This is a genomic window from Sphingopyxis sp. (assembly GCF_016463645.1).
In the GTDB taxonomy this organism is placed as follows: domain Bacteria; phylum Pseudomonadota; class Alphaproteobacteria; order Sphingomonadales; family Sphingomonadaceae; genus Sphingopyxis.
This window is the reverse complement of the sequence record NZ_JAEMQX010000006.1, coordinates 26,256-52,309: the sequence shown is the minus strand read 5'-3', so window position 1 is coordinate 52,309 and position 26,054 is coordinate 26,256. Positions and strand designations below refer to the sequence as shown.

The 26,054-nt window shown below is 65.3% G+C and carries 21 protein-coding genes; 6 read left to right on the top strand and 15 right to left on the bottom strand.

Going from position 1 to position 26,054, the window contains the following annotated elements; genetic code table 11:
- Positions 1–3 precede the first annotated feature (3 nt).
- Positions 4–1,947, bottom strand: coding sequence for a ferritin-like domain-containing protein (locus JHC57_RS03200; RefSeq protein WP_294028605.1), 1,944 nt, complete (start codon positions 1,945–1,947; stop codon positions 4–6).
- A gap of 273 nt (positions 1,948–2,220) precedes the next feature.
- Here JHC57_RS03200 and JHC57_RS03195 point away from each other — a divergent pair, with 273 nt between their 5' ends.
- From JHC57_RS03195 to JHC57_RS03180, 4 genes are all read left to right on the top strand, one after another.
- On the top strand, positions 2,221–3,672 hold the full coding sequence (locus tag JHC57_RS03195) for a PLP-dependent aminotransferase family protein (protein ID WP_294028603.1): 1,452 nt from the start codon (positions 2,221–2,223) through the stop codon (positions 3,670–3,672).
- An 11-nt stretch (positions 3,673–3,683) separates the two neighbouring features.
- On the top strand, positions 3,684–4,346 hold the full coding sequence (locus JHC57_RS03190; RefSeq protein ID WP_294028601.1) for an NAD(P)H-dependent oxidoreductase: 663 nt from the start codon (positions 3,684–3,686) through the stop codon (positions 4,344–4,346).
- A 95-nt stretch (positions 4,347–4,441) separates the two neighbouring features.
- Positions 4,442–4,726, top strand: a complete 285-nt coding sequence (locus JHC57_RS03185) for a GNAT family N-acetyltransferase (RefSeq protein WP_294028600.1) — start codon at positions 4,442–4,444, stop codon at positions 4,724–4,726.
- An 8-nt stretch (positions 4,727–4,734) separates the two neighbouring features.
- Positions 4,735–5,157, top strand: a complete 423-nt coding sequence (locus tag JHC57_RS03180; RefSeq protein ID WP_294028599.1) for a DUF1810 family protein — start codon at positions 4,735–4,737, stop codon at positions 5,155–5,157.
- 4 nt (positions 5,158–5,161) lie between these two features.
- Here JHC57_RS03180 and JHC57_RS03175 read toward each other — a convergent pair whose 3' ends face one another.
- The 9 genes from JHC57_RS03175 to JHC57_RS03135 form a co-directional block, all read right to left on the bottom strand.
- On the bottom strand, positions 5,162–5,911 hold the full coding sequence (locus JHC57_RS03175; protein ID WP_294028597.1) for an SDR family oxidoreductase: 750 nt from the start codon (positions 5,909–5,911) through the stop codon (positions 5,162–5,164).
- 98 nt (positions 5,912–6,009) lie between these two features.
- On the bottom strand, positions 6,010–7,212 hold the full coding sequence (locus JHC57_RS03170; protein ID WP_294028595.1) for a bifunctional alpha/beta hydrolase/OsmC family protein: 1,203 nt from the start codon (positions 7,210–7,212) through the stop codon (positions 6,010–6,012).
- An 81-nt stretch (positions 7,213–7,293) separates the two neighbouring features.
- Positions 7,294–7,878, bottom strand: coding sequence for a glutathione S-transferase C-terminal domain-containing protein (locus tag JHC57_RS03165; protein ID WP_294028593.1), 585 nt, complete (start codon positions 7,876–7,878; stop codon positions 7,294–7,296).
- A 103-nt stretch (positions 7,879–7,981) separates the two neighbouring features.
- Positions 7,982–8,440 (bottom strand): carboxymuconolactone decarboxylase family protein, encoded by a 459-nt coding sequence (locus JHC57_RS03160; RefSeq protein WP_294028591.1) that lies wholly within the window; start codon positions 8,438–8,440, stop codon positions 7,982–7,984.
- 26 nt (positions 8,441–8,466) lie between these two features.
- Entirely contained in the window at positions 8,467–8,892 is a 426-nt protein-coding gene (locus tag JHC57_RS03155) for a hypothetical protein (RefSeq protein WP_294028589.1), read from the bottom strand.
- A gap of 29 nt (positions 8,893–8,921) precedes the next feature.
- Complete coding sequence (locus tag JHC57_RS03150) at positions 8,922–9,680, bottom strand: SDR family oxidoreductase (protein ID WP_294028588.1); 759 nt, start codon at positions 9,678–9,680, stop codon at positions 8,922–8,924.
- A 388-nt stretch (positions 9,681–10,068) separates the two neighbouring features.
- On the bottom strand, positions 10,069–11,001 hold the full coding sequence (locus tag JHC57_RS03145) for a DUF4886 domain-containing protein (protein WP_294028586.1): 933 nt from the start codon (positions 10,999–11,001) through the stop codon (positions 10,069–10,071).
- 56 nt (positions 11,002–11,057) lie between these two features.
- Positions 11,058–14,174 (bottom strand): TonB-dependent receptor, encoded by a 3,117-nt coding sequence (locus JHC57_RS03140; protein WP_294028584.1) that lies wholly within the window; start codon positions 14,172–14,174, stop codon positions 11,058–11,060.
- A gap of 49 nt (positions 14,175–14,223) precedes the next feature.
- Positions 14,224–15,552 carry a dicarboxylate/amino acid:cation symporter gene (locus JHC57_RS03135; RefSeq protein WP_294028664.1) on the bottom strand — a complete coding sequence of 443 codons (1,329 nt, stop codon included), beginning with the start codon at positions 15,550–15,552 and terminating at the stop codon, positions 14,224–14,226.
- A 233-nt stretch (positions 15,553–15,785) separates the two neighbouring features.
- Between JHC57_RS03135 and JHC57_RS03130 the strand changes: the two genes are divergently transcribed.
- Together JHC57_RS03130 and JHC57_RS03125 are read left to right on the top strand one after the other, a co-directional pair.
- Positions 15,786–17,582 carry an ATP-binding protein gene (locus JHC57_RS03130; protein ID WP_294028582.1) on the top strand — a complete coding sequence of 599 codons (1,797 nt, stop codon included), beginning with the start codon at positions 15,786–15,788 and terminating at the stop codon, positions 17,580–17,582.
- On the top strand, positions 17,579–18,916 hold the full coding sequence (locus tag JHC57_RS03125; protein ID WP_294028581.1) for a sigma-54 dependent transcriptional regulator: 1,338 nt from the start codon (positions 17,579–17,581) through the stop codon (positions 18,914–18,916). Before JHC57_RS03130 ends, JHC57_RS03125 begins: the two co-directional genes overlap by 4 nt.
- On the opposite strand, the gene JHC57_RS03120 is transcribed toward JHC57_RS03125, so the two are convergent.
- The 5 genes from JHC57_RS03120 to JHC57_RS03100 are packed head-to-tail and all read right to left on the bottom strand — an operon-like array spanning position 18,913 to position 26,051.
- Entirely contained in the window at positions 18,913–20,103 is a 1,191-nt protein-coding gene (locus JHC57_RS03120; protein ID WP_294028580.1) for a dipeptidase, read from the bottom strand. The two genes, JHC57_RS03125 and JHC57_RS03120, sit on opposite strands and share 4 nt — an antisense overlap.
- Positions 20,100–21,671: a serine hydrolase gene (locus tag JHC57_RS03115; protein WP_294028579.1), complete on the bottom strand. Its 1,572-nt coding sequence runs from the start codon at positions 21,669–21,671 to the stop codon at positions 20,100–20,102. Before JHC57_RS03115 ends, JHC57_RS03120 begins: the two co-directional genes overlap by 4 nt.
- A complete protein-coding gene (locus JHC57_RS03110) occupies positions 21,668–22,807 on the bottom strand; it encodes a hypothetical protein (protein WP_294028577.1) in 1,140 nt (379 codons plus the stop codon). Before JHC57_RS03110 ends, JHC57_RS03115 begins: the two co-directional genes overlap by 4 nt.
- Complete coding sequence (locus JHC57_RS03105) at positions 22,804–23,844, bottom strand: DUF1611 domain-containing protein (RefSeq protein ID WP_294028575.1); 1,041 nt, start codon at positions 23,842–23,844, stop codon at positions 22,804–22,806. Before JHC57_RS03105 ends, JHC57_RS03110 begins: the two co-directional genes overlap by 4 nt.
- A gap of 20 nt (positions 23,845–23,864) precedes the next feature.
- A complete protein-coding gene (locus JHC57_RS03100; protein ID WP_294028574.1) occupies positions 23,865–26,051 on the bottom strand; it encodes a TonB-dependent receptor in 2,187 nt (728 codons plus the stop codon).
- Positions 26,052–26,054: the final 3 nt, after the last annotated feature.

Here is a 26,054-nt window from a genome sequence, read left to right as displayed (position 1 = left end):
CGGTCATGCGCTACGGAAACCGATCCTGCGATGCGAATTATCGCAGAAAGGCTTGGTCTTCGACGCGCCGCAGCGGCAAAGACGCGCGGTCTCCGCGCAGGCGATCGTCCGGCCCGTTCCGCTGAGGATTTCCAGGTTCCCGCGGACCTCAAGCGGCCCGTCGAGTTCTGGTTCGACGGCAAGAGGGCCATCGCGCACGGCCAGCCTCGCTGTCTTGCGGCTCTCGGGTTCGCCCGTTGCTTCGAAACCGATATATTTGTGCGATTTGTCGCAGAAGGGCTTTCGTCTCGATGCGCCGCAGCGACAGAGCGTCGCACGGAAACCGGCCTTTTTACCATCGAGCGACAGATCGGCACGGACCGCATAGGGACCGTTTTCGCGCAGCGTGATCAGATTGACCGGCGGCACCGGCTCGGGCTCTCCATCACGGCGTTGATAGGTCAGCGCGCCGGAAGGGCATTGGCGGATCGTCCCGCAAAGATAATCGATCCCGGTCGCGTCGGGGATGATCCACGGGCCGTCGACATCGGCAAGGAAGGTGGCGGGATCCTGCGTCACGCAGAACCGCGCGTGGATACAGCGTTTGCCGTCGAACATCACGATGATGTCCCTGCCCTCGATGCGGTCGACGCCGTCGACGGTTGTCGTCTGCGGCAGGCCCGCGGACGGTTGCACAACGACGGCGGACGCGGCCACCGGGGCGGCCGGACCGATCGGCGCATCGCGCAACCGCGCGACCTGCTTTTCCAGAATCCGGGCAGCGCGGGCACAGCGGGGATCGGAGGCATCCATATCCCGGGCGACCGCCGCCAGTTCTTCCGCGCGTTCCACATAGACATGCCGGGCGCTTTCTCCCGGCGGGAGCGCCGCGGCGTCGCGCAGCGCAGTGAAGGATATCCCGGCATTGCACCCCGGATTCGAAAGTCCGGCGGGCAGGCGCGCCGCCCGTTCGGCGACCGCCGTCAAGGCGTGCATGAGCCCGATCGCGCAGCCGACATAGAGGCTCTTGTCGGGATCCGGTCGGGGCACGGCATAGGCGCCGGCCAGCAATCGCAGCGCCAGCGCATAGATGGCATTCGCAAGATCGACCGTCGCAACCGCATCGACATGCCCTATCCAGACGTGACCTTCGGGTCGCGGGGGCTTGCGCAGAACGGGATTGGTCGCGGCGGGATGCGCCGGAATGAAATCGGGATTGGCCGAGCCAAGCCCCTCCAGTTCCGAACGTATCGTTACGAAACGCTGGAAATGCGATCCGTCGCGGTGCTTCGGCGCACCCTCGCCCTCTTCGATGATCTCGGCAAGCGCCGCGAGCGCGCTATCCAGGTCCGCGACGGGCCTGGCGCCCTCGAAATCCACCTCGGCGCTCGACAATTGCAGCGCCGGATCGCCGCAAAACACCGCCACCTCGCCGATCGCGTCGACAAGTGCGCGCAGTTCCGCTTCGATCCGCTGATAGAAGATTCCGATCGTGGCATAGTCGCCGCTCGCCGGCGTGAGCTGCGGCGAAACGACCGTGCGGGTTGCGCCGTTCGTGACCAGAAACGCCGCACCGTCGGGCTCGCCCGAATCCTCCGGACGTTCGAGATAGATGAAATGCTGGATAACGTCCGGGCCGAAGGGCGCGAGCTTCACGTTGATGTTAGCCGGCAGGTAGCCCGGATCGAGTGGAAAATTGGCGCGTCCGAAGCGCGGGGCGCCGCCGAGCGCCGCAGTGATGTTCCATACCGCGACGAGATGGCTCATCTCGCCGATCGCGACGTCGAGGATTGTACGGCGCCAGCGCGCGACAGCTTCTGCTTCGGCCGCACCCAGCCCTTCGGCTTCGCCGTCCTTCAGGCTGAAGGCGGCGTACAGATAGGCGCACATCAGATTTTGTTCGAGTTCGGCCGCTTCGTACAGTGCGTGCAGAATCTTCTCGCGGCTTACGGCAGTCTGGCCGTCCATGTTCAAACCCTCCTCATGGGCCATGGACGGCCCGACAGTCTGCTCAGGATAAGGGCGCCTGCTGTCAGGGGTCAGGCGCGAGAGCTGACAAGCCGCCTGTACCAAATCGCCGGTCCACCAGCCGGGGCGCCGCGGTGGAGGGCGCCCGACCTACCCGACGAGGCAAAGCATCCTGAACCTTGGCATAGGTCGCCCCCGTCTCGACAGAAGCGGCGCGTGCGGCATAGCCTCGGCGTCATCGGAAATGCTTTTACAGTACCATGAGGTGACGAGATGACTGCACCATGGGACCCCGGATGTGTCACCTTTGCGATCGATCGTTCGCATGCGACACCGATTACCGCCCAGATCACCGCGACGCTGCGCGCGGCGATCGTCGAGGGCCGGCTCCGGCCGGGCACGCGATTGCCATCGTGGCTCGACCTAGCGGCGCAGCTCGGCGTGGCGCGCGGAACCGTGAAGGCCGCATATGAGGCGCTGGCCGACGAGTTCCTTGTCTTTTCGGCCGGCGCTGCGGGAACCCGGGTCGCCGAACGTCGCGCCCCCCGCCCGGTCGAAGCGCAGCAGGTCGATATCCCGCGACCGCTGCAGGATATGGAGCGCGGTTTTTCGCTTCGCCCACTGCCCTTCCAGATGGGCGTTCCGGCGCAGGACGCCTTCCCCGCCAAGCTGTGGGCGCGGCTTCGCACCCGCGCCGTGCGCGCCAATGCGATGGCCCCCGTCGGTCCGCCCGATCCGCGCGGCGAGCCCGAATTGCGCGGGCAGATCGCCGCGCAGCTCGCTATCACCCGCGGCATCTGCTGCCATCCCGATCAGATCATCCTGACGAGCGGGTACAAGAACGGACTGTGTCTCACGCTGCTGGCCCTCGGCGTGCAGGGCCGCACCGCATGGGTCGAGGATCCCTGTTACCCCGTCAACCGTATGGGATTGGCGATCGGCGGCGTGAAGGCGGTGCCGGTTCCCGTGGACGCCAAGGGCATACGCGTCGACATGGGCGTGCGCGCCGCGCCCGATGCCGCGCTCGCCATCGTCACACCCGGCCAGCAGGCGCCGACCGGCGTCACCCTTTCGGCCGAACGCCGCGCGGCGCTGCTCGCTTGGGCGAAACGCGAAGGCGCGTGGATCGTCGAGGATGACTATCTCAGCGAATTGCAGCTGGGTGGCCGCGCCGCACCGGCCTTGGCTGCGCAGGATCCTGCGGGCCGCGTGATCCATATCGGCACCTTCGGCAAGACGATCAGCCCCTCGCTCGGCCTCGGCTTCGTCGTTGCGCCGGTCGAGATCGCCGCGCGCTTCGGCGAGGTCGCGGGCTATCTCAATCCCGCGCCGAATGTGACCACGCAGCTCGCACTGACAGGCTTCCTCGCCGACGGCCATTTCCTGCGGCACCTGCGCCACATGAAGAGCCTTTACCGCGAACGCCGCGATGCGCTGCACGCGCGGCTCGATCGCAGGATCGCGGTCGATGCCTTCGCGGGGCTCGCCGTGATCGCACACCTGCCGCGCGGATATGACGATATCGCGCTGGTGCGCCGGGCGCCCGAACTCGGCATCGCACCGGCGCCGCTCTCGATCTGGTACGCCAAGCCCGAGGATGCGCAACCCGGTCTGGTGCTGTGCGTCACGAATTTGCGTGCGCCGATACTCGACAAGGCCTGCGATGCGCTGGCCGCGCTGATCGACGAGGGTGCGGTCCGCCCGCTGCCGGCGCAGGCAGCCTAGGGAAGACCCGGATGAAACTGTTGCACGTCGATTCCAGCCCCAAGAGCGCCCACTCCGGCTCGCGCGCCTTGTCGCGCTTTTTCGTCGACCAGCTACGCACGCATGATCCGTCGCTGTCGGTCGACTATCTCGATCTTGCAGCCGAAGCGCTGCCGCCGATTACCGGACTGTTCGCCAGCGCAACCTATACGCCTACCGACGATCGCACCCGCGAAATGCGGGAGACTCTCGCAGTGTCCGACGCGCTGTGCGCGCGGCTGCTGGGTGCCGACGCGCTGCTGTTTGCCATGCCCATGCATAACTGGACGATGCCGGCGGCCTTCAAGCTGTTCGTCGATACTATCGTTCGCGGCGGACTCACCTATGTCGCGACCGATGACGGGCGATATGTCGGCAGGCTCGGTGACAAGAGGGTGCTTTTCATCACCACGCGCGGCGTCGACCTCAGGGCCGGAACGCCGTTTTCGGCGATGGACGCGCTGACGCCCGCCCTGCGCGCTGCGTTCGGCTTCATCGGAGTGGCCGACCCGGCCTTCGTCGATGCGCAACCACTGCAATTCGCGCATGAGGTCGAACGGGCGGCTGCCATGCGGCGTGCCAGGGAAGAGCTTGCAGCCCTCGCCAAATATTGGGGCTGTACCGGATCCGCCGCCATCTTGTCGCAGACGGGATAGGCGATAGTACAATCATATCGCCAGCCCTTGGGTCTGTCGCGGTGCTGCGGCAGGCCTAGGCTGTCCATGTCTTCCTCAAGCAAGGGCAAGCTGCCATGGACGCCGAAGTCGTCGACAATGTCGAAAAGCGCTGTTTCGAGCTCGATCTGCCCGATGGCTCGACCGCGTCGGCCTTTTACAGGATCGATGACGAAGGCCGGCTGGTATTGATCCACACAGAGGTACCGTCCGAATTCTGGGGCATGGGCATCGCCTCGCAGCTCGCCGAAGGCGCCGTCCATCTGATGCGGCAGGCGGGACGCAAGGCCGTGCTGCGCTGCCAGTTCATGGTCAATTTTTTCGGTCGGCATCCCGAATTTTCCGACGTCGTCGCCGGTTGATCGCCGCCATGGTTGACGAATATAATCTCGAGCGTTTCATCGCCGCGCAGGCCGATGCCTATGACGACGCGATCGACATCCTCCGCCGCGGCGCGATGTGCACGCCCTATATGGATTTCATCTTTCCGCGTCTGGGAGCGGATGCAGGCGATGGCAGCATCTACGCCCTGTCCTCGCTGGACGAGGCCCGCGCCTATCTGGATTTTCCGCTTCTCGGAAACCGGTACCGCGAATGCGTGGAAACGCTCTTCCGCCTCGTCCGGACGACCGCGCGCGAGATGTTCGGCGATGTCGATGCGGCCAAACTCCACGCATCCCTCACGCTGTTCGCGGAGGCATCGAACGAGGTGCTGCTGCGTTCGGTCCTGATCACCTGGTTCGACAATATGGTCGACGAGAACACGATTGTGCGAATCAACCGCGTCGGCTGATCGGTCAGGCGAACGCGATCCAGTCACGCAGCCAGTCCTCGAACCGCGTCGGTGCGGCTTGCGGACGGCTACAGGTAAGCGGCTCGCCGTCGAAACTCGCCCCGAAATAGTGCGCGTCGGGATCGACCGATATCCAGCGCGGATCCTCGTTCGCGGTCAGGATTTCGAGCGCGAGGTCCGCAAGTCCGAATATATCGGGTCCGGCAATCTCGACGATGTCGTTCGCCGGTTCGCGGGTCACGAAACCGGCCAGCGTCTTGACCACATCGTCCGCCGCGATCGGCTGCATGGTGACGGGTGCCAGCCGCATCCGGTCGCCATCGCCGCCGGCATCGACGATCTTGTAGATGAACTCGAAAAAGGGGGTCGAGCGGACGATGGTGAAGGGTATACCCGCATCGCATATCCGTTCTTCCTGGCCGCGCTTGGCCCGGAAATAGCCGTCCTTCAGCGTATCGGCGCCGACCGCCGACAGGGCAATGAAATGACCGACCGACGCCGCACGCGCCGCAGTAAGGAGATTTGCGGTCGACATGGCGAAGAAGCGTTGCATATCGGCAGCATCGCCATAGCCCGAATTGGAGGCATCGACGACCACCTCCACCCCCTCCAGCGCCGCCGCCAGCCCTTCGCCGCTGATCGTGTTCACACCGGTCGAGCGCGCCGCCGCGAAGACCTCGTGCCCCGCATCGCGCAGATGCGCGGCGAGCCGGCGCCCGATGAGTCCGGTGCCCCCGATGACGGTGATCTTCATGGCGCTCCTCTCTGCAATTCGACTGTTGACCTGTCCTATCCCGCCCCGAAAAGGAGCGGCAGGACCGAGAAGCGACAATCGCCCTGCACTAAGCGGAGTTATTCTTCTCCCGTCGTCCACCCGGCCTCGGTGGGCTCGAAGCGTGAGCCGGTTTCGAGCGTACGATGCACCGGGCAACGATCCGCAACGCCGATCAGTTCGGCGTGCTGCGCCTCATCCAGATCGCCCTCGATCTCGACGCGGCGGCTGAAAATGTCCGGTTTTTCCTGATCCTTCTCCTTCCGGTGCGTCACGCCGGTACGGATGCGATCGACGGGCCAGCCCTTGCGGTCGGCATAGAGACGCAGCGTCATCGTCGTGCACGCGGCGAGCGCGGACGAAAGGAGGTTGAAGGGGGTCGGTCCCGACCCCAGGCCACCGACGCTTTCGGGTTCGTCGGCGATAAAGGCGGCTTTGCCCGCGCGCATCGCCAGCTGGAACTTGCCGAGCCGTGTCTCTTCCGCCTCGGCATCGAAGCGGCTTTCCGCCGTCGGCGGCATCGCGGGCAAATAGCGACCGGCCCAGGCCGAAATCATGTCGGCCGCGAAGTCCGCGTCGCGCGCATTGCTCAGCAGATGGTCAGCGCCGTCGAGCGACACGAAGCTCTTGGGATGCCTGGCCGCAAGATAGAGGCTCGTCACATTCTCGATGCCGACCACCTGATCGATCGGCGAATGGAGCAACAGCAGCGGGCGTTTCAGACCAGCGACGCGCGCACCCTGATCCTGCTCGCGGAGGTTGACGACAAGCTCGCGGCCTACGAGGAAGGGACGGCTACCGATCGACACCATCCCGCGCCCCTCGGTTTCGACCTTCGCCAGCGCTTCGGGATCGAACTGGGTCAGAACATGTTCGACGTCGAAAGGCGCGGCGATGGTCGCGACCGCGTGGATGCCGGGCAGCGACCCGGCCGCGGCGAGGACGGCCGCGCCACCCAGACTGTGCCCGACGAGCAGCATCGGCGGCATGCCCGCGGCGGTCATCGCATCGGCAGCGGCCACCAGATCCTTCACATTGTGACTGAAACCCGACGACCCGAAATCGCCCTCGCTAGCGCCAAGGCCGGTAAAATCGAACCGCAGCACGCCGATGCCCGCACCGGCGAGGCGGCGCGAAATCCGTACCGCGGCCTTGTTATCCTTTCCGCAAGTGAAGCAATGCGCGAAGAGTGCCCACGCCTTCGTCGATCCGACGGGCAATTCGAGGCGCCCCGACAGGAGATCGCCGTTGGCGTTGGGAAAGTCGAACGGACGCGTCGGCATCACAATCTCCGGTCGTTGCCAGTCTGATCGGTGATCGGTAGCACAAAATACCAGAGGACGAGAGGAAGCGAAGCGCCGCCGTCAGGCGAGACCTTCGGCCTTCAGCGTCGCCTGCACCGCCGGACGCGCGTTCAGCCGTTCGTGGATCGCGGCGATCGCGGGCGGGATTTCAACGCCGAAACGTTCGGCCCAGCGCGTGTTCACGAACAGATAGAAGTCGGCGACGGTCGGCTGGTCACCGAAAAGATAGTCGCCCTTGATCGTGTCTCCGAGATAGCGCATCCGCGCGGTGATATAGGCGCTCGCGGCCGCCTTCTGCTCGTCGGTACCATTATGCCAGAAGGGCTTGAAGCTCTTGTGGAGTTCGGTCGAGATATAGGCGAGCGCCTCGACCAGCCGGGTCCGGCCAAGCGCGCCATCGACCCCGAACTGCGGATAGACGCCCGCGAGATAGTCGAGCACGGCGATATTCTCGGTGACGATCTCGCCATTGTCGAGCTGGAGCGCGGGGACATAGCCCTTGGGCGTGACCTTGTTGAAATCGGTGCCGTCCGCCGTGACCTTGGTGCGGATGTCGACGCTCTCATTCCCGAACGGGACGCCGACCTCGTGCAGCACGATATGGGCGGCAAGGCTGCAGGCCCAGGGACAATAATAGAGCTTCATCGATCATCTCCTGACTGGGGGCCGCCGGGACACCGGAGGGCGGTGTCCCGGCGGCGGGTCGATGCCGGACGGCAGGGTCAGGTGTCCGGCACCCGGGGGCTCGTTACGCCGCGGCTGCCTGCTCGACGGGATGAACGGCACGCAGGCTGATCTGGACGGTGTTCCAGAAGTTGATCGCGGCGATCGCGACGGTGAGGTAGGCGACCTGCTTGTCGTCGAAATGCGCCTTCAGCATCTCGTAATCGGCATCCGGCCCGTGTGTCTTGCCAATCCGGGTCAGCTTCTCGGTCCAGTTCAGCGCCGCGCGTTCACGGTCGGTATAGAGCGGCGATTCGCGCCAGGCGTCGAGCAGGTGGATCCGCATATTGCTTTCGCCATGTTTCACAGCGTCGGTGACGTGCATATGGATGCAGAAAGCGCAGCCGTTGATCTGCGATGCGCGCAGCTTCACCAGTTCGAGGAGGCCATGGTCGAGGCCCGAATTTTCGAACGTGGCCTCGAGGGCGAGCATGGCCTTCATCGCATCGGGTGCGGCCTGGAAGATATTCATACGGGGAGTCATTGTTTTCTCCTTGTTCTTCATGGGGATTAGAGGGCGGCAAGAGTGCGTGAATGCTCCTGCCGCGCATCGGCGATGGCCCAGAAGCTCAACAATCCCGTGAGAATCGCGGGCAAGGTGACGGCCGGAAAATCACGGGCGATCGCATCGGGACCGCAGATACCGACCGTGACTTCCCAGAAGTGGAAGAACGCATGGCCCCATAGCCACAACGTCGCGGTCGTCCACAGCAGCACGCGATGTTGCGGGCGGAAGGCGCCGACGAGCAGCGATGTTCCCACAAACAGGAAGATCAGCCCGATATCGCGAATGAAATGCTGATTGAACGGGCCCGTTGTGGTGACGCCCGGCACTGCGAGATACCAGTCGCCGGGCGACCAGAGCATGAAGAGCCCGTTCGCTTCGGCGCCGATCCCCAGAATGACGGCGGTCCAGATACAGATGGTCCTGAGCATATTGCTTTCCCCTTCAATCGCTGATGCCTCTACTTCCTCGGCGGCGGCGGGACGTTTTCGAGCCACCAGTCGAAGCGCGTCGAACCGAGCTTCGCGCCGGGGCCCGGAGTCAACGAGTCATCCTCGAGCCGCAGGCCGAAATAACGCGCCTCGGGGTCGACCACGATCGGGCGCTTGTCACCATCGAATGCCATCACCTTGCCGATGATTTCGTCGAGGTGGAACTTCTCGGGCCCGCCGATCTCGACGATCCGGTTCGCGGGTTCGGCGACCGCAACCGCGGTCACCGCGTCGGCGACATCCTCGGCCGCCATCGGCTGAATGTAAGCATGCGAGAGGCGGACCTCGTCGCCGACCACCGCCGACTGACCGATGCCGCGGAGGAATTCCATGAACTGCGTCGCGTGGATGATCGTGTAGGGAATTCCGCTTTCACGGATCAGCTTTTCCTGCGCCTGCTTGGCGAGAAAATAGGGGCTGACCCCCATTTTTTCGGTGCCGACGACCGACAGCGCGATATGATGGCCGACGCCTGCGGCCTTTTCGGCCTCGGCGACATTCCGGCCCGCCGTCTTGAAGAAATCGATCGCGGCCTCGTCGAAGGTCGGCGAGTTGGCGAGATCGACGACCACGTCAGCGCCGGCAAGCGCCTCGGCCAGACCTTCGCCGGTCAGCGTGTTGACGCCGGTATTGGGAGCGGCGGCGATCGTCTGATGCCCCAGTGCGTTGAGTTTGCTGACGACCTTTGAACCAATGAGCCCGGTTCCGCCGATCACGACGATCTTCATGGCTTTTGCCCTTTCCCTGCGACGACGCCGAATGCGTCCGTTGCCTCGGGAGTAGCCGGGCGGCCCGGATGACTGCAGACCTGAGAGGTGCGAAAGCCACTGTACCATCCGGCCTTCCGATGCCGTTGGTACAATCGGCCGGTCAAATCTCGAACCTTACCGGGATCGATGCACGCTGCTCTAACCTGCCTGTCGAGATGGATCGCGCACTCTTCCCCCTCCTCGCGCGGTTCGTCCCGACCGCATCGGACAATGCGCGAACTTGCGGAGCCGTGTTAATCGGACGCGACAGAGATGATGAACGCAGGGGTTTTTCCGGTTTCTCCCTGCGGCCAACGAATTGGCAGGCGAGCATCCTACCTGTCCGGCTCCCCATTTCGACAAGGGCCTATGATCCGTTCGCGAGCGTATCCCGAGCGACGCGCTGCAAGGCGGCCGCCTGCGCGTCCGACAATCCCAGTTCGTCGGCACCCTTTTCCTTCGCTCCGAGCGTCGTCGGGTCGATTCCGGTAATCGCGCCGAAAGTGACGAGCGCCGAGAGATAATAGCCCGCGACGCTGGCGTGATAATGGTCGTACGCCCAGAGATCGAGCTGACCATAGCCGATCCCGTCATAGGGATTGGGGTCGGCGACACCCGACGTCATCGCACGGTTCCAGGCCTGGCCGACCGGCACGATACCCGCCACGGACGGATTGGCGGATCGTGCACGGTCGGCTGCGGCGCGGAGGTCATCGGCCATCGCCGTCACCGGTTTCCCATACCAATGCCCCCCGGACTTGTAGGTCTGGTCGGCGCGCGTCCATGTCGCCGCAAGACGAATATCGACCGCAGGATTGCGCGCCTTGAACAGCGCTGCGAGCCGGTCAATGTTGCGCATATAATCGGTGGGGTCGCCGGGCTTCGCGCGGTCGAGCGTGCTGAATTCCTGCAGCACGACGATGTCCCACGACCGGTCGAACAGCTGGCGCCGTTCGTCATAGTGGAAGCCCAGCGACTTTCCGCCCTGCGTTTCGAGGCTGACGTCATAGTCGAGCCCCGCCTGCTCGGCGAACAGCTTGAACAGCGCGGGCACGCCGCCATAGCCCGCGTTGTTGAGATCGGTGACCGACCCCGCGCGCCAGTTGCGGGCGGCCGAATGGGCCCCCTGCGTGAAACTGTTGCCGATGAACAGGATCGTCTTCGGCGCCGTCTTTGCGGGCGGGGTCGACGATGCGGTCGGCGCGGGCGCGCTTGCCGCCGCCTCACCATGCGGGGCGGTACTGGCGACCGCCTGGCCGGGCGCGCACCCTGCCAGCGCCAGCAGCACCGCTCCCGACATGGCCCTCAGGGATCCAGTGGATAGACGCCCCGAAGCTCGATGTTTTGCGTTTCGCATCAGAATTTCACCGTTGCGCCGACATAGAAGCGACGGCCGGCAATATCATAGACGCCGTTCTGGTTGGTCAATCGGCCGCTTTCGGTCCCGCTCGGCAGGAAGGGGCTGGTCGAATCGAACAGATTGTTCACCCCGCCATAAAGACGGAATTCCTTGCCGCCGGTATCGAGGTCGAACGACAGGAACAGGTCGTGCTCCCACACGTCGCCGATGTTGAGGAAGATCGGCACCTCGGCATTCGGATTGGTTTCGAGCAGCGCGAGATAATCGTCGCGCAGATGATTGCTGTCGTTGATCTTGCCGTAATAGGTCGTCGTCCAGCGAATGCGGAACTTGTCGACCGTCCAGGCGAGCGAACCCCGCGCGCGATATTTGAAGCTGCCGTTCTGAAGATCGCCGGCGAAATCATTGGTGACGACGCCGTCGAGACCCTGGAAGCGCTGTTTCTGCTTCAACACGTGCGTCCCGTCATAGCGCAGGTCGAACCGGCCGGGGATGCCGAGCGCGTCGTCGAGGCGGAAGCGGTAGTTGAACGCGACGTCGATCCCCGTCGTATCGAAGCTCGCGAGGTTCGCCTGCCGCTGGACGAGCGAGACGATCTGGCCGTTCACGGGATTGCGGGTGATATCGGCGCAGAACGGATTCTCCGCCGCCGGAACGTCGACGTCATAGCATTGCAGTTGTGTGTCGCGGTTCGAATAGGCGTCGATCGCATCCTTGATGCTGATGTCGTAATAATCGACCGCGAGCGACAGCCCGGGGATGAAGCGCGGCGCGAAAACCGCCCCGAGCGTCAGCGTATCGGCGGTTTCCTCCTTGAGATCGAGGTTGCCGCCGTTGGGGCTGTAGATGTTGTTGCCCGCCTGCTCGTAGAGCTGCTCCTGATTTTGACTGGCTTGCCGCGCGAAAAGCGCCTGAATGCCCGGATCGAGCCGGCAATTGGCGGCCAGGCGGCCGGCGGTCGTCGGCGTTATCCCGTCGCACAGATCGTCGGCGGCCTCGAAATTGCCGCGCGGCGGCGAATAGAGCTCCGCGATGTCGGGCGCACGCTGGGCGCGGGCGAACTGGGCGCGGAAGCGGATATCGGGAATCGGCGCATATTGAATGCCGCCGCGGTAGCTCAGCACCGTACCGACATTGTCGATGTCATAGTGCGCGACACGCGCCGAGGCATCGACGCTGAGCAGATAGGCGCCCGGCGCATCCTTGAGCAGCGGCACGCTGACTTCGCCATAGCCTTCATAGGCGCTGATCGACCCGCCGAAGTCGGGGATCGCATTGCCGGTGGTCCCGCCGGTCTGCGCCAGAAGGTCGCCGCGCAATTGCTGGCTGTCCTTGCGGAAATCGACGCCAAAGGCAGCGGCGACCGGCCCCGCGGGGAGCTGGAGCAGTTCGCCGGTCACGAACGCCTGTCCGGTATATTGGCGGATCGTCAGGTCCTGATGCAGGTCGGCGCGAATCCAGTTTGCCATCTCGGGGGTGATCGATCCCTCGCCGAACAGGTCGATCGCGACGCAGCCCGCGGCGCGCGCATCGGCGTCGACGCACTGCGGGCCGCTCGGCCCCGTTTCGGCATTGAGCGCCTGGATCAGGTTGAGCCCGTTGATCTCATTGCGGCGCCACTGGTCCTGCTTATACTGGCCGAAACCGACGCTGGCCTCCCAGTTCCAGCTGTCCGAAATCTTGCCGCGCAACCCCGCCCAGCTGCGGATCGTCTCGCGCTTGTTCTCGGTGATCTGGCCGCCAACCTCGTCGAAGCGGCGATCCCAGGCGATGCCGGCGCCGGTCGACGGCGTTTCCGAACCGCGCAGCTCAGGCGGGACGAACGGGTTGCAGGGGCCGGGTGCGCGGCGGCAGGGAATCTTGCCATATTCGATTTCGGTCGTGATCCCGGTGACGGGATCGGTGATCGGGAACGTCGAATCCCAGCCGATACCGTAGGATTCGCGCGTCTCGCCCGAATCGATCCGCGAATATTGAACCTGCGCGAAGCCTTCGAGATTATCGGAAAATTCGAAATCGAGCTTGGCGGCGCCGAGATAGCGCTTGCGCGCAAGGATCAGTGAGCGGCCGGTGCGCTGGTTGTAACCGTCGCGGTTCGGGAGGAAATAGCCGGTGTTGCCATTGTCGGTCGTCCCCACGTCGATCGGCTCGCCGGTCTGCACGTCGGGGCCGAGGGGGACCAGTTGGCCGTTCCGATAGAAACGGTCGCGCGACGAGTTGCCGCCCGAAAAGACGCCGCCGGGGATGAAGCTGCTGAGATCGCTCATGCTCAGCGGCGGGAAGGAGGAGGCGGGCTGCGATCCGCTCGTCGGGACGCCGCTGGCGTTCAGATAGACGCCTTCGAACATGTTGCGGCCGGTGTCGAAATCATATTCGTAGGAAACCGGCCGCACCGCCCATTCGCGGTCGGTCGCGCGGATGCCCCAGTCGCGGTCGTAGGTGCCGCTCACGAGGAAATAGCCGCGCCCGTCGGCGAAGCGCGTGCCCCAGGTCGCGCCGAGCGTGAGTTCCTGTCCGTCGCCCCGCGAGGTGATGCCGGTGCGTGCGCGCAAGGTCAGCCCGCGTTCGTTCTTCTTGGTGATGATGTTGACGACGCCCGCCACCGCATCCGAACCATAGACCGACGAGGTGCCACCGGTAACGATCTCGACCCGGTCGACGAAGTCGGTGGGGATCGTCGACAGGCTGACCAGGTTGATGATCCCCGAGTTCGACACGGTGCGGCGACCGTCGATGAGGACGAGCGTACGGTTCGCGCCGAGGTTGCGCAGCTCGATCGAGCTGAGGCCCGAATTCTGGGTGTTGCCGGTGACGGTCGAATCATTGGTGGTCGACGATAGTTGCGGCAGGTCGGCGAGCGTCTCGCTGAGCTCGCTGTCGCCCGCCTCGACCAGATCCTCGGCCGACACCCCGATTACGGGCGCGGGCGTGTCATAGGTTTCGCGCGCGATACGGCTGCCGGTAACGATGATCGCGTCTTCGCCCGCCGCGGCGGCGGTGCCCTCCGCCGGGGTTTCCTGCGCAGCAAGCGGCGCGGCCAGCGCACCGATACCGGCAAGGACCAATACGGCGCGGCTGCTGTGACGTGCCCAGCGGGCTTTGGTCGAAATCATGATCTCACTCCCCTTGTTTATCGTTGTCCGGTCGGCCGGCCTGCCGGCCTCAATCTGCGTCGGTTTCGATCGGAGCCGCTGCGATGGGTGCAGGCTGGCCGCCCAGCGCGCGGTCGAGTGCGTCGCGATCGAGCGCCTTTTCCCACTTCGCGACGACGATCGCGGCGAGCGCATTGCCGATGAAGTTGGTCAGCGCGCGACACTCGCTCATGAAGCGGTCGATGCCGAGGATCAGCGCGAGCCCCGCGACCGGCACCGTGGGTACCGCCGTCAGCGTCGCGGCGAGCGTGATGAACCCCGCGCCGGTCACCCCCGCCGCGCCTTTCGAGCTCACCATCGCGACGAGCAGCAGCGCGACCTGGTCGCCAAGGCTGAGGTCGACGCCCGTCGCCTGCGCGACGAACAACGCCGCGAGCGTCATATAGATGTTCGTGCCGTCGAGGTTGAAGCTATATCCCGTCGGCACGACCATGCCGACCACCGGCTTGGCGCAGCCCGCCTTCTCCAGCTTTTCCATCAGGCTGGGCAGCGCCGCTTCGGACGACGAGGTTCCGAGCACGAGCAGCAGTTCGGCCTTAAGATAGGCGATCAACCGGAAGATCGAAAAGCCGCAAATCCGCGCCATCGTGCCGAGGACGACGACCACGAACAGGATCGACGTGAGGTAGAAGGTCGCTATCAGTGCGCCGAGATTGACGAGCGATTCGACACCATATTCGCCGATCGTGAACGCCATTGCACCGAACGCGCCGATCGGCGCGAAGCGCATCAGCATGCCGACGAGGTGGAAGAAAACGGTCGAGAGCTTTTCGAGCATGCCGAGCACCTGCGCTCCGGCGGCACCCGTGTGCGACAGCGCAATCCCGAACAGGATCGCGGCGAACAAGGCCTGCAGGATCGACCCCGACGTCAGCGCCGAAACGAAGGTCGTCGGAATGATCGCAAGGACAAAGCCGACGAGCGAAGTGTCGTGCGCCTTCGCGTCATATTCGGCGATCTTGGCGACGGCGTTCGGATCGAGCGTCCGGGGATCGATATTCATCCCCGCCCCCGGTTGGACCACATTGGCGACGATCAGGCCGATGATCAGCGCGAGGGTCGAGAAGAAGAGGAAATAGGCGAAGGTCTTTGCCGTGAGGCGGCCGAGCGTCTTGCCGCTCCCCACCGATGCGATACCGGTCGAAACGGTCAGGAAGATCACCGGCGCGATGATCATCTTGACGAGGTCGATGAAGCCCTTGCCGAGCGGCTGGAACTGGACGCCGATTTCGGGCCGGAAATGGCCGAGCAGCACGCCGCCGGCGATCGCCGCCAGCACCTGCACATACAGATGCGACCACCAAGGTCGGCTCTTCGCAGCCTCGTGCATCGCATTCATGTCGATCGTGGCTGCCACCAGCCTCTCCCCATATTTGCGCCCATCGACGCCTTCGAGCCGTTCGGCGGCCTTTGCGCGATTTTAGGGAGCGCACAGACGGGGGGTCAAACAGCCGAAGATTATCATCTATATATCTGTAAGATATAGCGTTTAGTCGCCAGAGAAGCGGCTGGCCATCATAATTTGTGCAAAATTCCACATACGAACATAAACATTTGTGCAATAATCCGCACATGCTCTTCAAAGGCGATTCGTCCCTTATCGGTCCCCCCACCAACCGCCGGCGCCTGATCGTTGCGGTTACGGCGGGGCTGGTGATCCTGCTCGTTGCGGGGCTCGGCCTCGCGCAATGGGCCGCAGGGCGCGCCGGGGCGCAGGCCGACGTCGAGGCGCGGCAGAATGCACGCGCGCACGCGAGCCTGCTCGAAAGCGAACTGCAGAAATTCCGCCTGTTGCCGCGCGTACTCACCGAATTTCCCGACGTCCGCGCCGCGCTGGCCGACAAGAGCGACGCCGCGTCGCGCCGGCTTGATCGCGAACTCGAACAGCTCGCGGCGCGCACCGACGCCACGGTGATCTATGTGATCGACGCCAGCGGCACGACGATCGCCGCGAGCAACTGGCGCGCGCCGACGAGCTTCGTCGGCGAGAACTACCGGTTCCGGCCCTATTTCCAGGGCGCGATGCGCAAGGGCGAAGCCGAGCTGTTCGCGCTGGGCACCGTCAGCGGACGCCCGGGCCTCTATCTCGCGCGCCGTGTCGACCTCGACGGACGGCAGCTCGGGGTGATCGTGCTCAAGGTCGAGTTCGACAAGCTGGAAGCGCGCTGGGCGGACTCGGCTGCAGCGACGCTCGTCACCGATGCCGCGGGGATCGTCGTGATGAGCAGCGAGCCGCGCTGGCGCTTCCGCTCCTTCGCCCCGATCCTAGCCGAGGAACAGCAGCGGCTGCGCGCGACGCGCAGCTATGGCGATGCGCGGCTCGATCCATTACCGGTCAGCCGCGACGGCGATGCGATCCGCGTCGGCACCGATCTGTTTCGCGAGGCCGACGAGCGCGTATCCTTTCCCGGGGGCACGCTCCGCCTGCTCCAGCCCGCCGGGCCCGCGCGTGCCAGCGCCAATGCGACCGCGCGCGTTGCTTTCCTCATCCTCCTGATCCTCGTCGGCACGGCAATCATGACCTTGCTCCGTATCGTCGAGCGGCAGTCGCTGCGACAGGCGGCGCACGAAGCGCTCGAACGCGAAGTCGCGGCGCGCACGCGCGACCTGCGCGCCGCGAACGACGAACTGCGGCTCGCCTCCGAGCGGCAGCGCGAAACCGATCGCCGCTACCGCGCCGCGCGCGAAGAACTGGCGCAGGCAAGCCGCCTCGGCTCCATCGGCCAGATTACCGCGGGCGTCGCGCACGAGATCAACCAGCCGATCGCCGCGATCCGCACCTTTGCGGAGAACAGCCTGCGCTATCTCGAGCGTGCAGAGCCCGACAAGGCGCGCGGCAACCTCGGCGCCATCGTCGAGCTGACCGCACGTGTCGGCGCGATCACCAACGAACTGCGCAATTTCGCGCGCCGCAAGCCGACGCCGCTCGGCCCGGTGGACCTGCAATCGGCGATCGACGGCACCAGCCTGCTGATCGGCGACCGGCTGCGCGCGCAGGGCATCGCACTCGATATCGCGGTGGATGACCCGGCGGAGCGCGTTCACGCCGACCGGGTCCGGCTCGAACAGGTGCTCGTCAACCTGCTGCAGAACGCCGCCGAGGCAGTCCATGATATGAAGGATCCCCATATTTCGCTCCACGCGCACGGCGCCGACCCGGTTCACATCGATATCTGCGATGACGGCCCCGGCGTCCCGGCCGACCTGCTGCCACAGCTCTTCACTCCCTTCGTGACCGGTCGCCCGGACGGGCTCGGGCTGGGGCTCGCCATCGCGAGCGATATCATGACCGAGTTCGGCGGCACGCTGACGCTCATCCCCTCGCCGCTCGGCGGCGCGGGGTTCCGCCTGACGCTGAGGCCGGCATGAGCTTCTTCACCGACGAACAGACGATTTTCTTCGTCGACGACGATGCGGCGTTGCGCGCCGCGAACGCCCAGACGCTCGACCTCGCGGGGCTCGCCATCGAGGCCTTTCCCGATGCGCGGAGCGTCTTGCCCCGCATCGACAGGGATTTCCCGGGAATCATCGTCACCGACATCCGGATGCCGGGAATGGACGGGCTCGAACTACGCGCGGCGACCCATGCGATCGATCCCGATATCCCCGTCATCCTGATTACCGGCCATGCCGATGTCGCGATGGCGGTACGCGCGCTGCACGACGGCGCTTTCGACTTCCTCGCCAAACCCTTTGCGGCGGACCATCTCGTCGGCATCGCGCGCCGCGCGCTCGCGCATCGCGCGCTGATCCTCGACAACCGCCGGCTGACCGCGGCGGCGGCGGCGATCGACAGCCCGCTGATCGGCGAAAGCGCCGCGATGGTCCGGCTCCGCGACACGATCGCGCAACTCGCACAGGCCGATATCGACGTGCTGATCGAGGGCGAGACCGGAACCGGCAAGGAACTCGTTGCGCATATGCTCCACCGCCAGAGCCGGCGCAGCGCCGCTTCGCTCGTCGCGGTCAATTGCGCGGCGCTGCCGCAGGAACTGGCCGAAGCCGAACTGTTCGGCAGCGACCTCATCGACCGGACGACCGGCAAGCTCGGTCAGGCGGGGCGCGTCCGCGCTGCGCATCGCGGGACACTGTTCCTCGACGAGATCGACACGATGCACCCGGCGGTGCAGGCGAAGCTGCTGCGCGTGATCGAGGAGCGCGAGGTGCAACCGATCGGCGCCAGCACGCCCGAGCCCGTCGACCTTCGCGTCGTCGCGGCGACCAAGACCGACCTGATGGATGCCGTGCGAAGCGGTGCGTTCCGCGAAGACCTCTATTATCGCCTGCACGTCGTGAAGCTTCGCATTCCGCCACTGCGCGAACGGCGATCGGACATTCCGCAGACCTTCGCCTTCTTCCTCGACGAAGCCGCGGCGAAGATGGGGGTGACGGACTTCCGGATCGACGACGGCATCCGCCGCCACCTCGTAGAGCACGACTGGCCCGGCAATGTCCGCGAGCTCAAGAATTTCGCCTATAGCGTCGTGCTCGACCTGCCCTCGGATCCCGGCCTGTCGGCGATGCCGGCCGACGCGCCGCTCGCCGAACGCGTGCGCCGGTTCGAGGCGACGATCATCCACGACACGATGGCGCAGACGCGCGGCAATATCGCCGAAACGATGGCGCGGCTGGGGCTCCCGAGAAAGACGCTCTACGACAAGATGCAGAAGCTCGGGATCGACCCCAAAAGCTTCCGCGCCTAACGCGCCGCCGGCTTTCCCTGCGCCGCGAGCACACGCAGGATATTGCCGCTCCACATCTTCTCGATATCGGCATCCGAATAACCGGCGGCCTTCAGCCGCTCGGTGACCTTGGGCAGCGCCGAGATATCCTCGAAGCCCGGCAGGCCGCCGCCGCCGTCCCAGTCGGCACCGAAGCAGATATGATCGACGCCGCCGACCTCGATCGCGCGCAGCACCATATTCATATAATCGTCGAAATCGGCCGCCCACAGCTTTTCCGTCTTGTCGAGTTCGCGCCACTGGCGGTTGAGGTCGGCTTGCTCGGCGGACGACAATGTGCCGATCCGCTCATATTTGCCGAACAGCGCGCCCCGCGCGGGAGACATATTCATCTCCGACATGAAGATCGTCGAGATACACATCGCCCCGCCCTTTGCCGCGAGAGCTTTCAGCCGCCCTTCGTCGAGATTGCGGGGATGATCATAGGCCGAGCGCAGGCTCGAGTGCGAGAGCAGGATCGGATATTTCGACAGCGCGAGAATCTGGTCGAACGCGGCGTCGGACGAATGGCTCGCATCGATCACGATGCCGAGGCGGTTCATTTCGGCGACCCATTGCTTGCCGAGCGGGCTCAGCCCTTTCCAGCGCCCCTCGCCCGTCGCGCTGTCGGCGAACTGGTTGTCCTTCGAATGCACCGGCCCGGCAAGACGCAGCCCCTTGTCGTGGAATTCCTTGAGCAGCGACAGGTCCTCGCCGAGCGGATAGCTGTTCTCCATCGACTTGAAGGCGATGAGCTTGCCTTCCCTGTTCAGCCGCAGCGCGTCAGCCGAGGTCAGCGCCGGGGCGATCGTGGCCGAATTGGCGGCGATGGTCTTGTCGATCAGCTCCGACCGCCCCCGCGCAAAGGCCAGCGCATCGGCATAGCCTTTCGGCGTCAGCGGCCCCTGTTCGGTATAGATGGCGAAGAAACCGCCATCGAGATTGCCGTCCTTCATTCGCGGGATATCGAGCTGCGCCATGTCGTTGGCCTGGCCGTGGCGGTCGGCAAAGCTCCAGCCCGCGCGCTCGAAATGCAGCGGCGTGTCGAGATGGGTGTCGAGCACGAGCATCCGGCTGTGCGGCGGGGCCTCGGGTGCCTTCGGCTTGTCCTCGGCGGCCGAGCAGGCCGACAGGGCCGTTGCCGCCAACAGGGTCGCAAGACGCTTCACTTCTTGTCCTCCACCGGCTTCAGGTCGAGATCGTGATAATCCCAGCTGAAGTCGGCGATCTTGCTCACCGCCTTCATCGTCACGCCCGCCACCTTGCCCTCGGCATCGAGCGCGAAGGTCACATAGGCGGGCTCGATCGCCGGATCGTCGAACTCGGTAACGAAGCTGTCATATTGCCAATGCTTGAGTCGTCCCGCCATCCGCGGCGTCGAGGTGAAGTCGATCGTCAGGCCTTTCGCGCCCGATCCGACGACGATGTCGCCATACCAGGGATCGCGGTAGCGGCCGGCATAGCCCGCGAGCGCGAGCGACGGCCCCGACTTCGCCGGCGACGCCCCGGACTGCTTCAGAAACTCGACTCCGCCCGCGAGCCGCGACTGATACCAGTCCTCCCATTTCGCGATCCAGCCATAGTCGGGCTGATCGAGATAATGGTCGAGCAGATCATAGGTGAGGCCGAGGAGCATCCCGCTGTCCTCGCTGTTCATCATGATCGCGAAGCCGACATTCTTGTCGGGGATCATGACGACGCGCGTGATCGAGCCGAAGACGCCGCCGCCGTGCTGGATGATGCGGTGGCCGCGATAATCCTGCACCTGCCACCCGAGCGCATAGGCCTGTTGCGTCGGCTGCGCGGGCTTGAGCGCGTCGGGCAGCGGCGTGATCGGCATCGGGGTGACCGGAGCCCACATTTCGGCGGCCTGCTGCTCGCTGAACAGCCGCTTCCCGTCCGGCAGCGCGCCGTGCGCAAGCTGAATCTTGAGCCATGCCGCCATGTCGTCGGCGCTGAGAGCAAGACCGCCCGCCGGCGCGCCGTTGCGGCCGAGTTCGTCGCGTTCATCAAGCGCTTCCTGCGGACCAAGGCCGCGCAGCGGTCCCGACAGGCGCGCATGCGGCCAGCTGCGGTTGGGGATACGGAAGCGATCCTCGCTGTCGCTCGTCGCATTCTTCATGCCCCCCGCGCGCAGCACGCGCGAACGGATGAAATCCTCCCACGTCTGGCCGGTGACTTCCTCGATCAGCTGGCCGGCGACAGCATAGAGGATATTGTCATAGGCATAGGCCGAACGAAAGCTCGTCTGCGGCTTCAGGTAAGCGACGCGCTCGACCGTCTGCTTGCGCGTCAGGTGGGTGCGCGGCACGAACATCAGGTCACCCTGCCCGAGCCCGAGCCCGCTGCGGTGCACGAGCAGATCGCGGATCGTGATCTCGCGCGTCACCCATGCGTCGTACATGCGGAACCACGGCATATGCTTGATCACCGGATCGTCCCACGCGATGCGGCCCTCGTCGACGAGGATCGCGAGCGCGGCGGCGGTCATCGCCTTGCCGGTCGAGCCGGTCTGGAAGATCGTCTGCGCGTCGACCGATGCGCTCTCCCCGATCTTGCGCACGCCCCAGCCGCGCGACAGCGTCGTCTTGCCGTCCTCGACGATCGCGATCGACACGCCCGCCGCGCCGACCTTCTTGCGCAGCGCCTCGACGCTTTCGCCGATGTCGGCGGGCGGTTCGGCCCATGCGGGCACGGCGACTGACAGCATCAGCGACAGGGCAAGCAGGCGTTTCATGGCAGGGCCTCCATATGGGGAGCGGTCGACGGGCGCAGCAGGCGCCAGATGCCGATGGTGACGAGCGGCAGGACGAAAACGGCGAGGAACAGCCACGCGAGGAAGCGGTATCCGCTGGCGATCAGGTCGACGAGGCCGACCTCGCCCGCGACGAACATGCAACCGGTCAGGATCACCGCACCGATGATCGCGCGCGCGCCGGCCGTCAGCGGCGGCCGCCCGCGGCCCTCGACAGCACCCGAAATGCGCTCGTTGATCGCGTGCACCGCGCCCGCGCCGCTTTCGAGCAGGGCGGCGAAGATCATCACCTGAAACAGCACATGAAATCCGGGCACGGTCATCTGGCGCAGCAGGAAATCGGATGGCAGCGTCTCGGCGCCGATCGCGGGATAGAAGGCCATCATCGCGACGAAAAAGAGGATCGCGGGCAGCATCGACAGCGGCCCGGCGATCAGCCCCGCGACAACCGCGTCGCGCTGGCTGGTCAGATGGCGCAGCACGGGCAGGATCACCACCGCGCCGACGATATTGTACGTCGCATAGGTCAGCCCGCCCGCCATCCAGTTGCCCGACGGCGGCGGGGCATTGGCGAACCCCTGCCCGATCAGTCCGCCGAAGCTGGCGAGCGCAAGGACCAGAAACAGGCCATAGACGGTGTAGAGCAGGATAGAGACATATTTGAACATCTGCTCGACGACGCCGGTGCCCCACGCAGTCACCGCGACGATCGACACCGCGAGCAGCGCCGTCCCCGCAAGCTCGGGCCAGCCGAAGGTCGCGGCGCCGATCGCGCCCGCCGCGGCGCCGAACACCGCGAGGATCAGGACGACGAAGATCAGATATGCAGCCTCGAACGCGACCCAGGCGGGGCCGAGAAGCCCTTTGAAAAAGGCGCGATAATCATAGGCGCCCAGCTTGCGTGCCAGCGCGAAGGTCAGCGCCGCGACCACGCTCCAGACCAGCGTCGCGAGCAGCATCGCGGAAAGTCCGCCCCATGGCCCCGACGGCACGAAATATTCGGCCAATTCGCGCCCCGTGGCATAGCCGCCGCCGATGATCACGGCCTTCAGTGCAAAGCCGGGCAGCAGGAAGCGCTGAAACCAGCTCGACCTGCCACCCGTCTCGCCCACACTCATGCGAGAATATTGTCCACGAGCGCGTCGAACGATGCGCCGCCGCGGATCGGATCGGCGACCGGCAGTCCTAGCCGCTGCTGTTCGGCCGCCATCAGCGCCTCGGCGGCGGCAGCGTCATAGGCCGAGGTGTTGAGGCTCACCCCGCCGCAGCGGATCGCCGGATTGGTGCGGCTGCCGAGGCGGATCGTCAGGTCGATCACCTCCTCGATGCCGGGCAGCGCGAAGCTTTCCATGCCGAGGATCACCTTGCGCGCCGGATCGTGGCAGACGACGAACACGTCGGGCTGGCTGCCGTGCAACAGCCCCAGCGAGACCGCCGCATAGGCGGGGTTGAAGATCGACCCCTGCCCCTCGATCAGATCCCAGTGATTGCCGGGCGCGTCCGGGCTCAATATTTCCGCCGCCCCAGCCTCGAAATCCGATACGACGGCATCCATCGGTATCCCGCCGCCCGCGATCATGATGCCGGTCTGGCCGGTCGCGCGAAAATCAGCGTCGATCCCGCGCGCGACAAAGGCGCGGTGCAGCGCAAGCGCGGTGTATTTCTTGCCGAGCGCACAATCGGTGCCGACCGTCAGCAACCTTTTGCCGCTCCGCTTGCGGCCGTTGGCGATCGGGATCGATGGGGGCGGTGTTCGGACGTCGATCAACCGTTGACCGGTGCGCCGCGCCGCCTCGACGAGCGCGGGGATGCTCGTCAGCCGGGTGTGGAGGCCGCTGACGATGTCGAGCCCGGCCTCCATCGCCTCGACGAGCACGGCGACCCACGCGTCGCCGATGACGCCGCCCTGGTTTGCGACGCCGATCACCAGCGACCGTGCCCCCGCCCCGCGCGCCTCGGCGGGCGACAGCCGCGGCAGGCCGGCGCTGACCGAGCAGGCACCGATCCCGTACTCGCCGACACAGCGGTCGGCGGCCCAGTCAGCCAAGCCAAAGGCGGTCTTGGCATAGCCCGCCTCGGTCGTGTCGCCGAGGAACAGCAGATAGGGTTGCGGCAGGGTCAGGCTTTCGGCCAGTCTGCCGGTGGGCGCGTTCATCTTGTCCAACTCCAATTCGCTCAGAAAGCCATGTCGAGCGCCACGCCGATCGTGCGCGGCTGCAACGGCGAGATCGCGAGGAAACTTGGCTGGTTGAGCCCGTCGGCCAGCGTCGACCGCGCCATTTCGCCCTTGTTGTCGAGGAGATTGCGCGCATAGGCGCGTAGCGTCCAGTGGTCGTCGAAGGTCACCGACGCATTGATATCGACCGAGGTATAAGCCTTGGCGCGCGCGACGAGCGGATCGCTCTCGACCAGCGACAGCCGGTTGCTCGCGTGGCGGATACCGGCGCCGAAGCTGCCCTTGTTGCCGCCGCCCAGTTCGAACGCGTAATCGGCGCGCAGCGCGCCACTGAACTTCGGTACCGCGGGCAAGCGGTCGCCGTCGACGCCGCTGATCTCGGGCACGTCTTCGCTGAGCGCCGCATCGGTATAGCTGCCGGTCGCGCTGATGGTCAGGCCCGGTGCCGGGCGCAGCGCCAGGCTACCTTCGAAGCCCTTGCTCGTTGCCTTGCCGCCGTTGGCGCCGCCCGACACGCCGCCGAAGGCGCGCGTGACCTGAATGTCGGTCCAGTCCATCCAGAAGAAGGCGGCGTCGACCGACACCATGCGGTCGGCGAAATCGGCCTTCAGCCCGACCTCGTAATTGGTCATGCGGTCGGCATCGACGCTCGGCGGGACATTGGGAACGATGACGTTCGGGCCGCCGGGTCGATAGCCCGTCGCGACGCGCGCATAGAGCATCGCGTCTTCATTGATATGGAACTGCGGGCTGACCGAGAAGGTCCAGACGCTTTCGGCGGACTCGCCCGGATCGTTGGCGCTGGGAACGATCGCGCCCTCGCTGATCTGCGTGAAGGTCTGCTCGTTGCGCGCCCAGCGCAGGCCGCCGGTGACCTCGAACTGCTCGCTCAGCTTGAAGGTCGCGTTGCCGAAGATCGCATATTCCTTGTAGGTCGCGGGCAGGCCGACGATTGCGAGCGGATCGAGGCCGTCGATGACGTTGCCGTCCATGTCGAACGAGCGGACGAGTTGGGAATTGCTCGTTTCCTCGTCGGTGAAAAAGCCGCCGATCATCCATTCGAAGCGACCGCCGCTCGGCGAGGCGAGCCGCAACTCCTGCGTCCATTTCTTGAGCCCCAGGTCGAGCGAGAAAGGTGTGATACCCGGCGGGATCTCACCATCGGTGAGAAACGGGAAGAGCACGCCGAACGCATAGCTCGCATCCTGCAACTGGCGGCTCTGCGTCTTGCTGTAGGTGGTCGCCGAAGTCAGCGTCGCAGCGCCGAAATCATAATCGATCGTCGCCGAATAATAGTCGAGATCGACGTCGTAGGATTCGGGGACATAATTGTTGAACGAATGGCCGTTGCCGAGCCGGTTGCCGTCGAGATCAGCCGCATAAAGACCGTTGCCATCGGAATCGAGCGACTGCCAGATGCCCGCGAGCTTGACGCTTAGTTCGGGCGTCGGCTGCCACAGCAGCGCCGCGCGGCCGCCGCGCTGTTCATAATCATTCTGGTCCTTGAGCGTCGCATTGTTGACGCTGTCGACCCAGCCCGGCGTCTTGCGCCACGCGAAGCTGCCCGAAATCGCGAGCGTGTCGGTGACGATCGGCGCGTTGGCATAGACCTGCCCGCCCCAGCCGAGGCTGCCGGCATTCTTGATCGTAAAGCCTTCGACGCCCGCGCGCACCTTGAATTCGCGCGTGTCGGGCTGGACGGTCACATATTTGACGAGCCCGCCGATCGAGCTCGCGCCGTAGAGGGTGCCCTGCGGCCCCTTGAGCACCTCGATGCGTTCGAGGTCATAGGGCATCAGGTCGATGGTGAATTGCCCGGCGCGGTTGTAGAGCGCGCTCGACCCGACCGGCGCATCGTCGAGATAGATGCCGACGGTCTGGCTGGCGTTGAGCGGCGCGACGCCGCGCAGCGTGATCGTCGTCTGTCCCGGCGTGCCGCCATTGCTGACGTTCATGCCGGGGACATAGCCCGCATAGTCGACCAGCGATGCCGAGCCCTGCTCCTGCAGTTCCTCGCCGCTGACGACCGCAATCGAGATCGGCACGTCCTGCACATTCTGCACACGCTTTTGCGCGGTCACGACGATTTCGCCGGCAGCTTCGATTGCGCCCGCTTCCTGCGCGTGGGCCGGTGTCGCTGCGGCGACCGCGACGACGCTTGCCGCAATAAAAAGTCCCTTGTTCATCGT

What these genes read in the sequence shown, in the direction of transcription:
- JHC57_RS03130 (WP_294028582.1), top strand. Translation starts at nt 15,786, where the DNA reads ATGCTCTTCAAAGGCGATTCGTCCCTTATCGGTCCCCCCACCAACCGC.
- JHC57_RS03145 (WP_294028586.1), bottom strand. Translation starts at nt 11,001, where the DNA reads ATGTCGGGAGCGGTGCTGCTGGCGCTGGCAGGGTGCGCGCCCGGCCAG.
- JHC57_RS03135 (WP_294028664.1), bottom strand. Translation starts at nt 15,552, where the DNA reads ATGAATGCGATGCACGAGGCTGCGAAGAGCCGACCTTGGTGGTCGCAT.
- JHC57_RS03190 (WP_294028601.1), top strand. Translation starts at nt 3,684, where the DNA reads ATGAAACTGTTGCACGTCGATTCCAGCCCCAAGAGCGCCCACTCCGGC.
- JHC57_RS03100 (WP_294028574.1), bottom strand. Translation starts at nt 26,051, where the DNA reads ATGAACAAGGGACTTTTTATTGCGGCAAGCGTCGTCGCGGTCGCCGCA.
- JHC57_RS03155 (WP_294028589.1), bottom strand. Translation starts at nt 8,892, where the DNA reads ATGCTCAGGACCATCTGTATCTGGACCGCCGTCATTCTGGGGATCGGC.
- JHC57_RS03165 (WP_294028593.1), bottom strand. Translation starts at nt 7,878, where the DNA reads ATGAAGCTCTATTATTGTCCCTGGGCCTGCAGCCTTGCCGCCCATATC.
- JHC57_RS03110 (WP_294028577.1), bottom strand. Translation starts at nt 22,807, where the DNA reads ATGAGTGTGGGCGAGACGGGTGGCAGGTCGAGCTGGTTTCAGCGCTTC.
- JHC57_RS03200 (WP_294028605.1), bottom strand. Translation starts at nt 1,947, where the DNA reads ATGGACGGCCAGACTGCCGTAAGCCGCGAGAAGATTCTGCACGCACTG.
- JHC57_RS03115 (WP_294028579.1), bottom strand. Translation starts at nt 21,671, where the DNA reads ATGAAACGCCTGCTTGCCCTGTCGCTGATGCTGTCAGTCGCCGTGCCC.
- JHC57_RS03185 (WP_294028600.1), top strand. Translation starts at nt 4,442, where the DNA reads ATGGACGCCGAAGTCGTCGACAATGTCGAAAAGCGCTGTTTCGAGCTC.
- JHC57_RS03180 (WP_294028599.1), top strand. Translation starts at nt 4,735, where the DNA reads ATGGTTGACGAATATAATCTCGAGCGTTTCATCGCCGCGCAGGCCGAT.
- JHC57_RS03195 (WP_294028603.1), top strand. Translation starts at nt 2,221, where the DNA reads ATGACTGCACCATGGGACCCCGGATGTGTCACCTTTGCGATCGATCGT.
- JHC57_RS03170 (WP_294028595.1), bottom strand. Translation starts at nt 7,212, where the DNA reads ATGCCGACGCGTCCGTTCGACTTTCCCAACGCCAACGGCGATCTCCTG.
- JHC57_RS03150 (WP_294028588.1), bottom strand. Translation starts at nt 9,680, where the DNA reads ATGAAGATCGTCGTGATCGGCGGAACCGGGCTCATTGGTTCAAAGGTC.
- JHC57_RS03125 (WP_294028581.1), top strand. Translation starts at nt 17,579, where the DNA reads ATGAGCTTCTTCACCGACGAACAGACGATTTTCTTCGTCGACGACGAT.
- JHC57_RS03140 (WP_294028584.1), bottom strand. Translation starts at nt 14,174, where the DNA reads ATGATTTCGACCAAAGCCCGCTGGGCACGTCACAGCAGCCGCGCCGTA.
- JHC57_RS03175 (WP_294028597.1), bottom strand. Translation starts at nt 5,911, where the DNA reads ATGAAGATCACCGTCATCGGGGGCACCGGACTCATCGGGCGCCGGCTC.
- JHC57_RS03105 (WP_294028575.1), bottom strand. Translation starts at nt 23,844, where the DNA reads ATGAACGCGCCCACCGGCAGACTGGCCGAAAGCCTGACCCTGCCGCAA.
- JHC57_RS03160 (WP_294028591.1), bottom strand. Translation starts at nt 8,440, where the DNA reads ATGACTCCCCGTATGAATATCTTCCAGGCCGCACCCGATGCGATGAAG.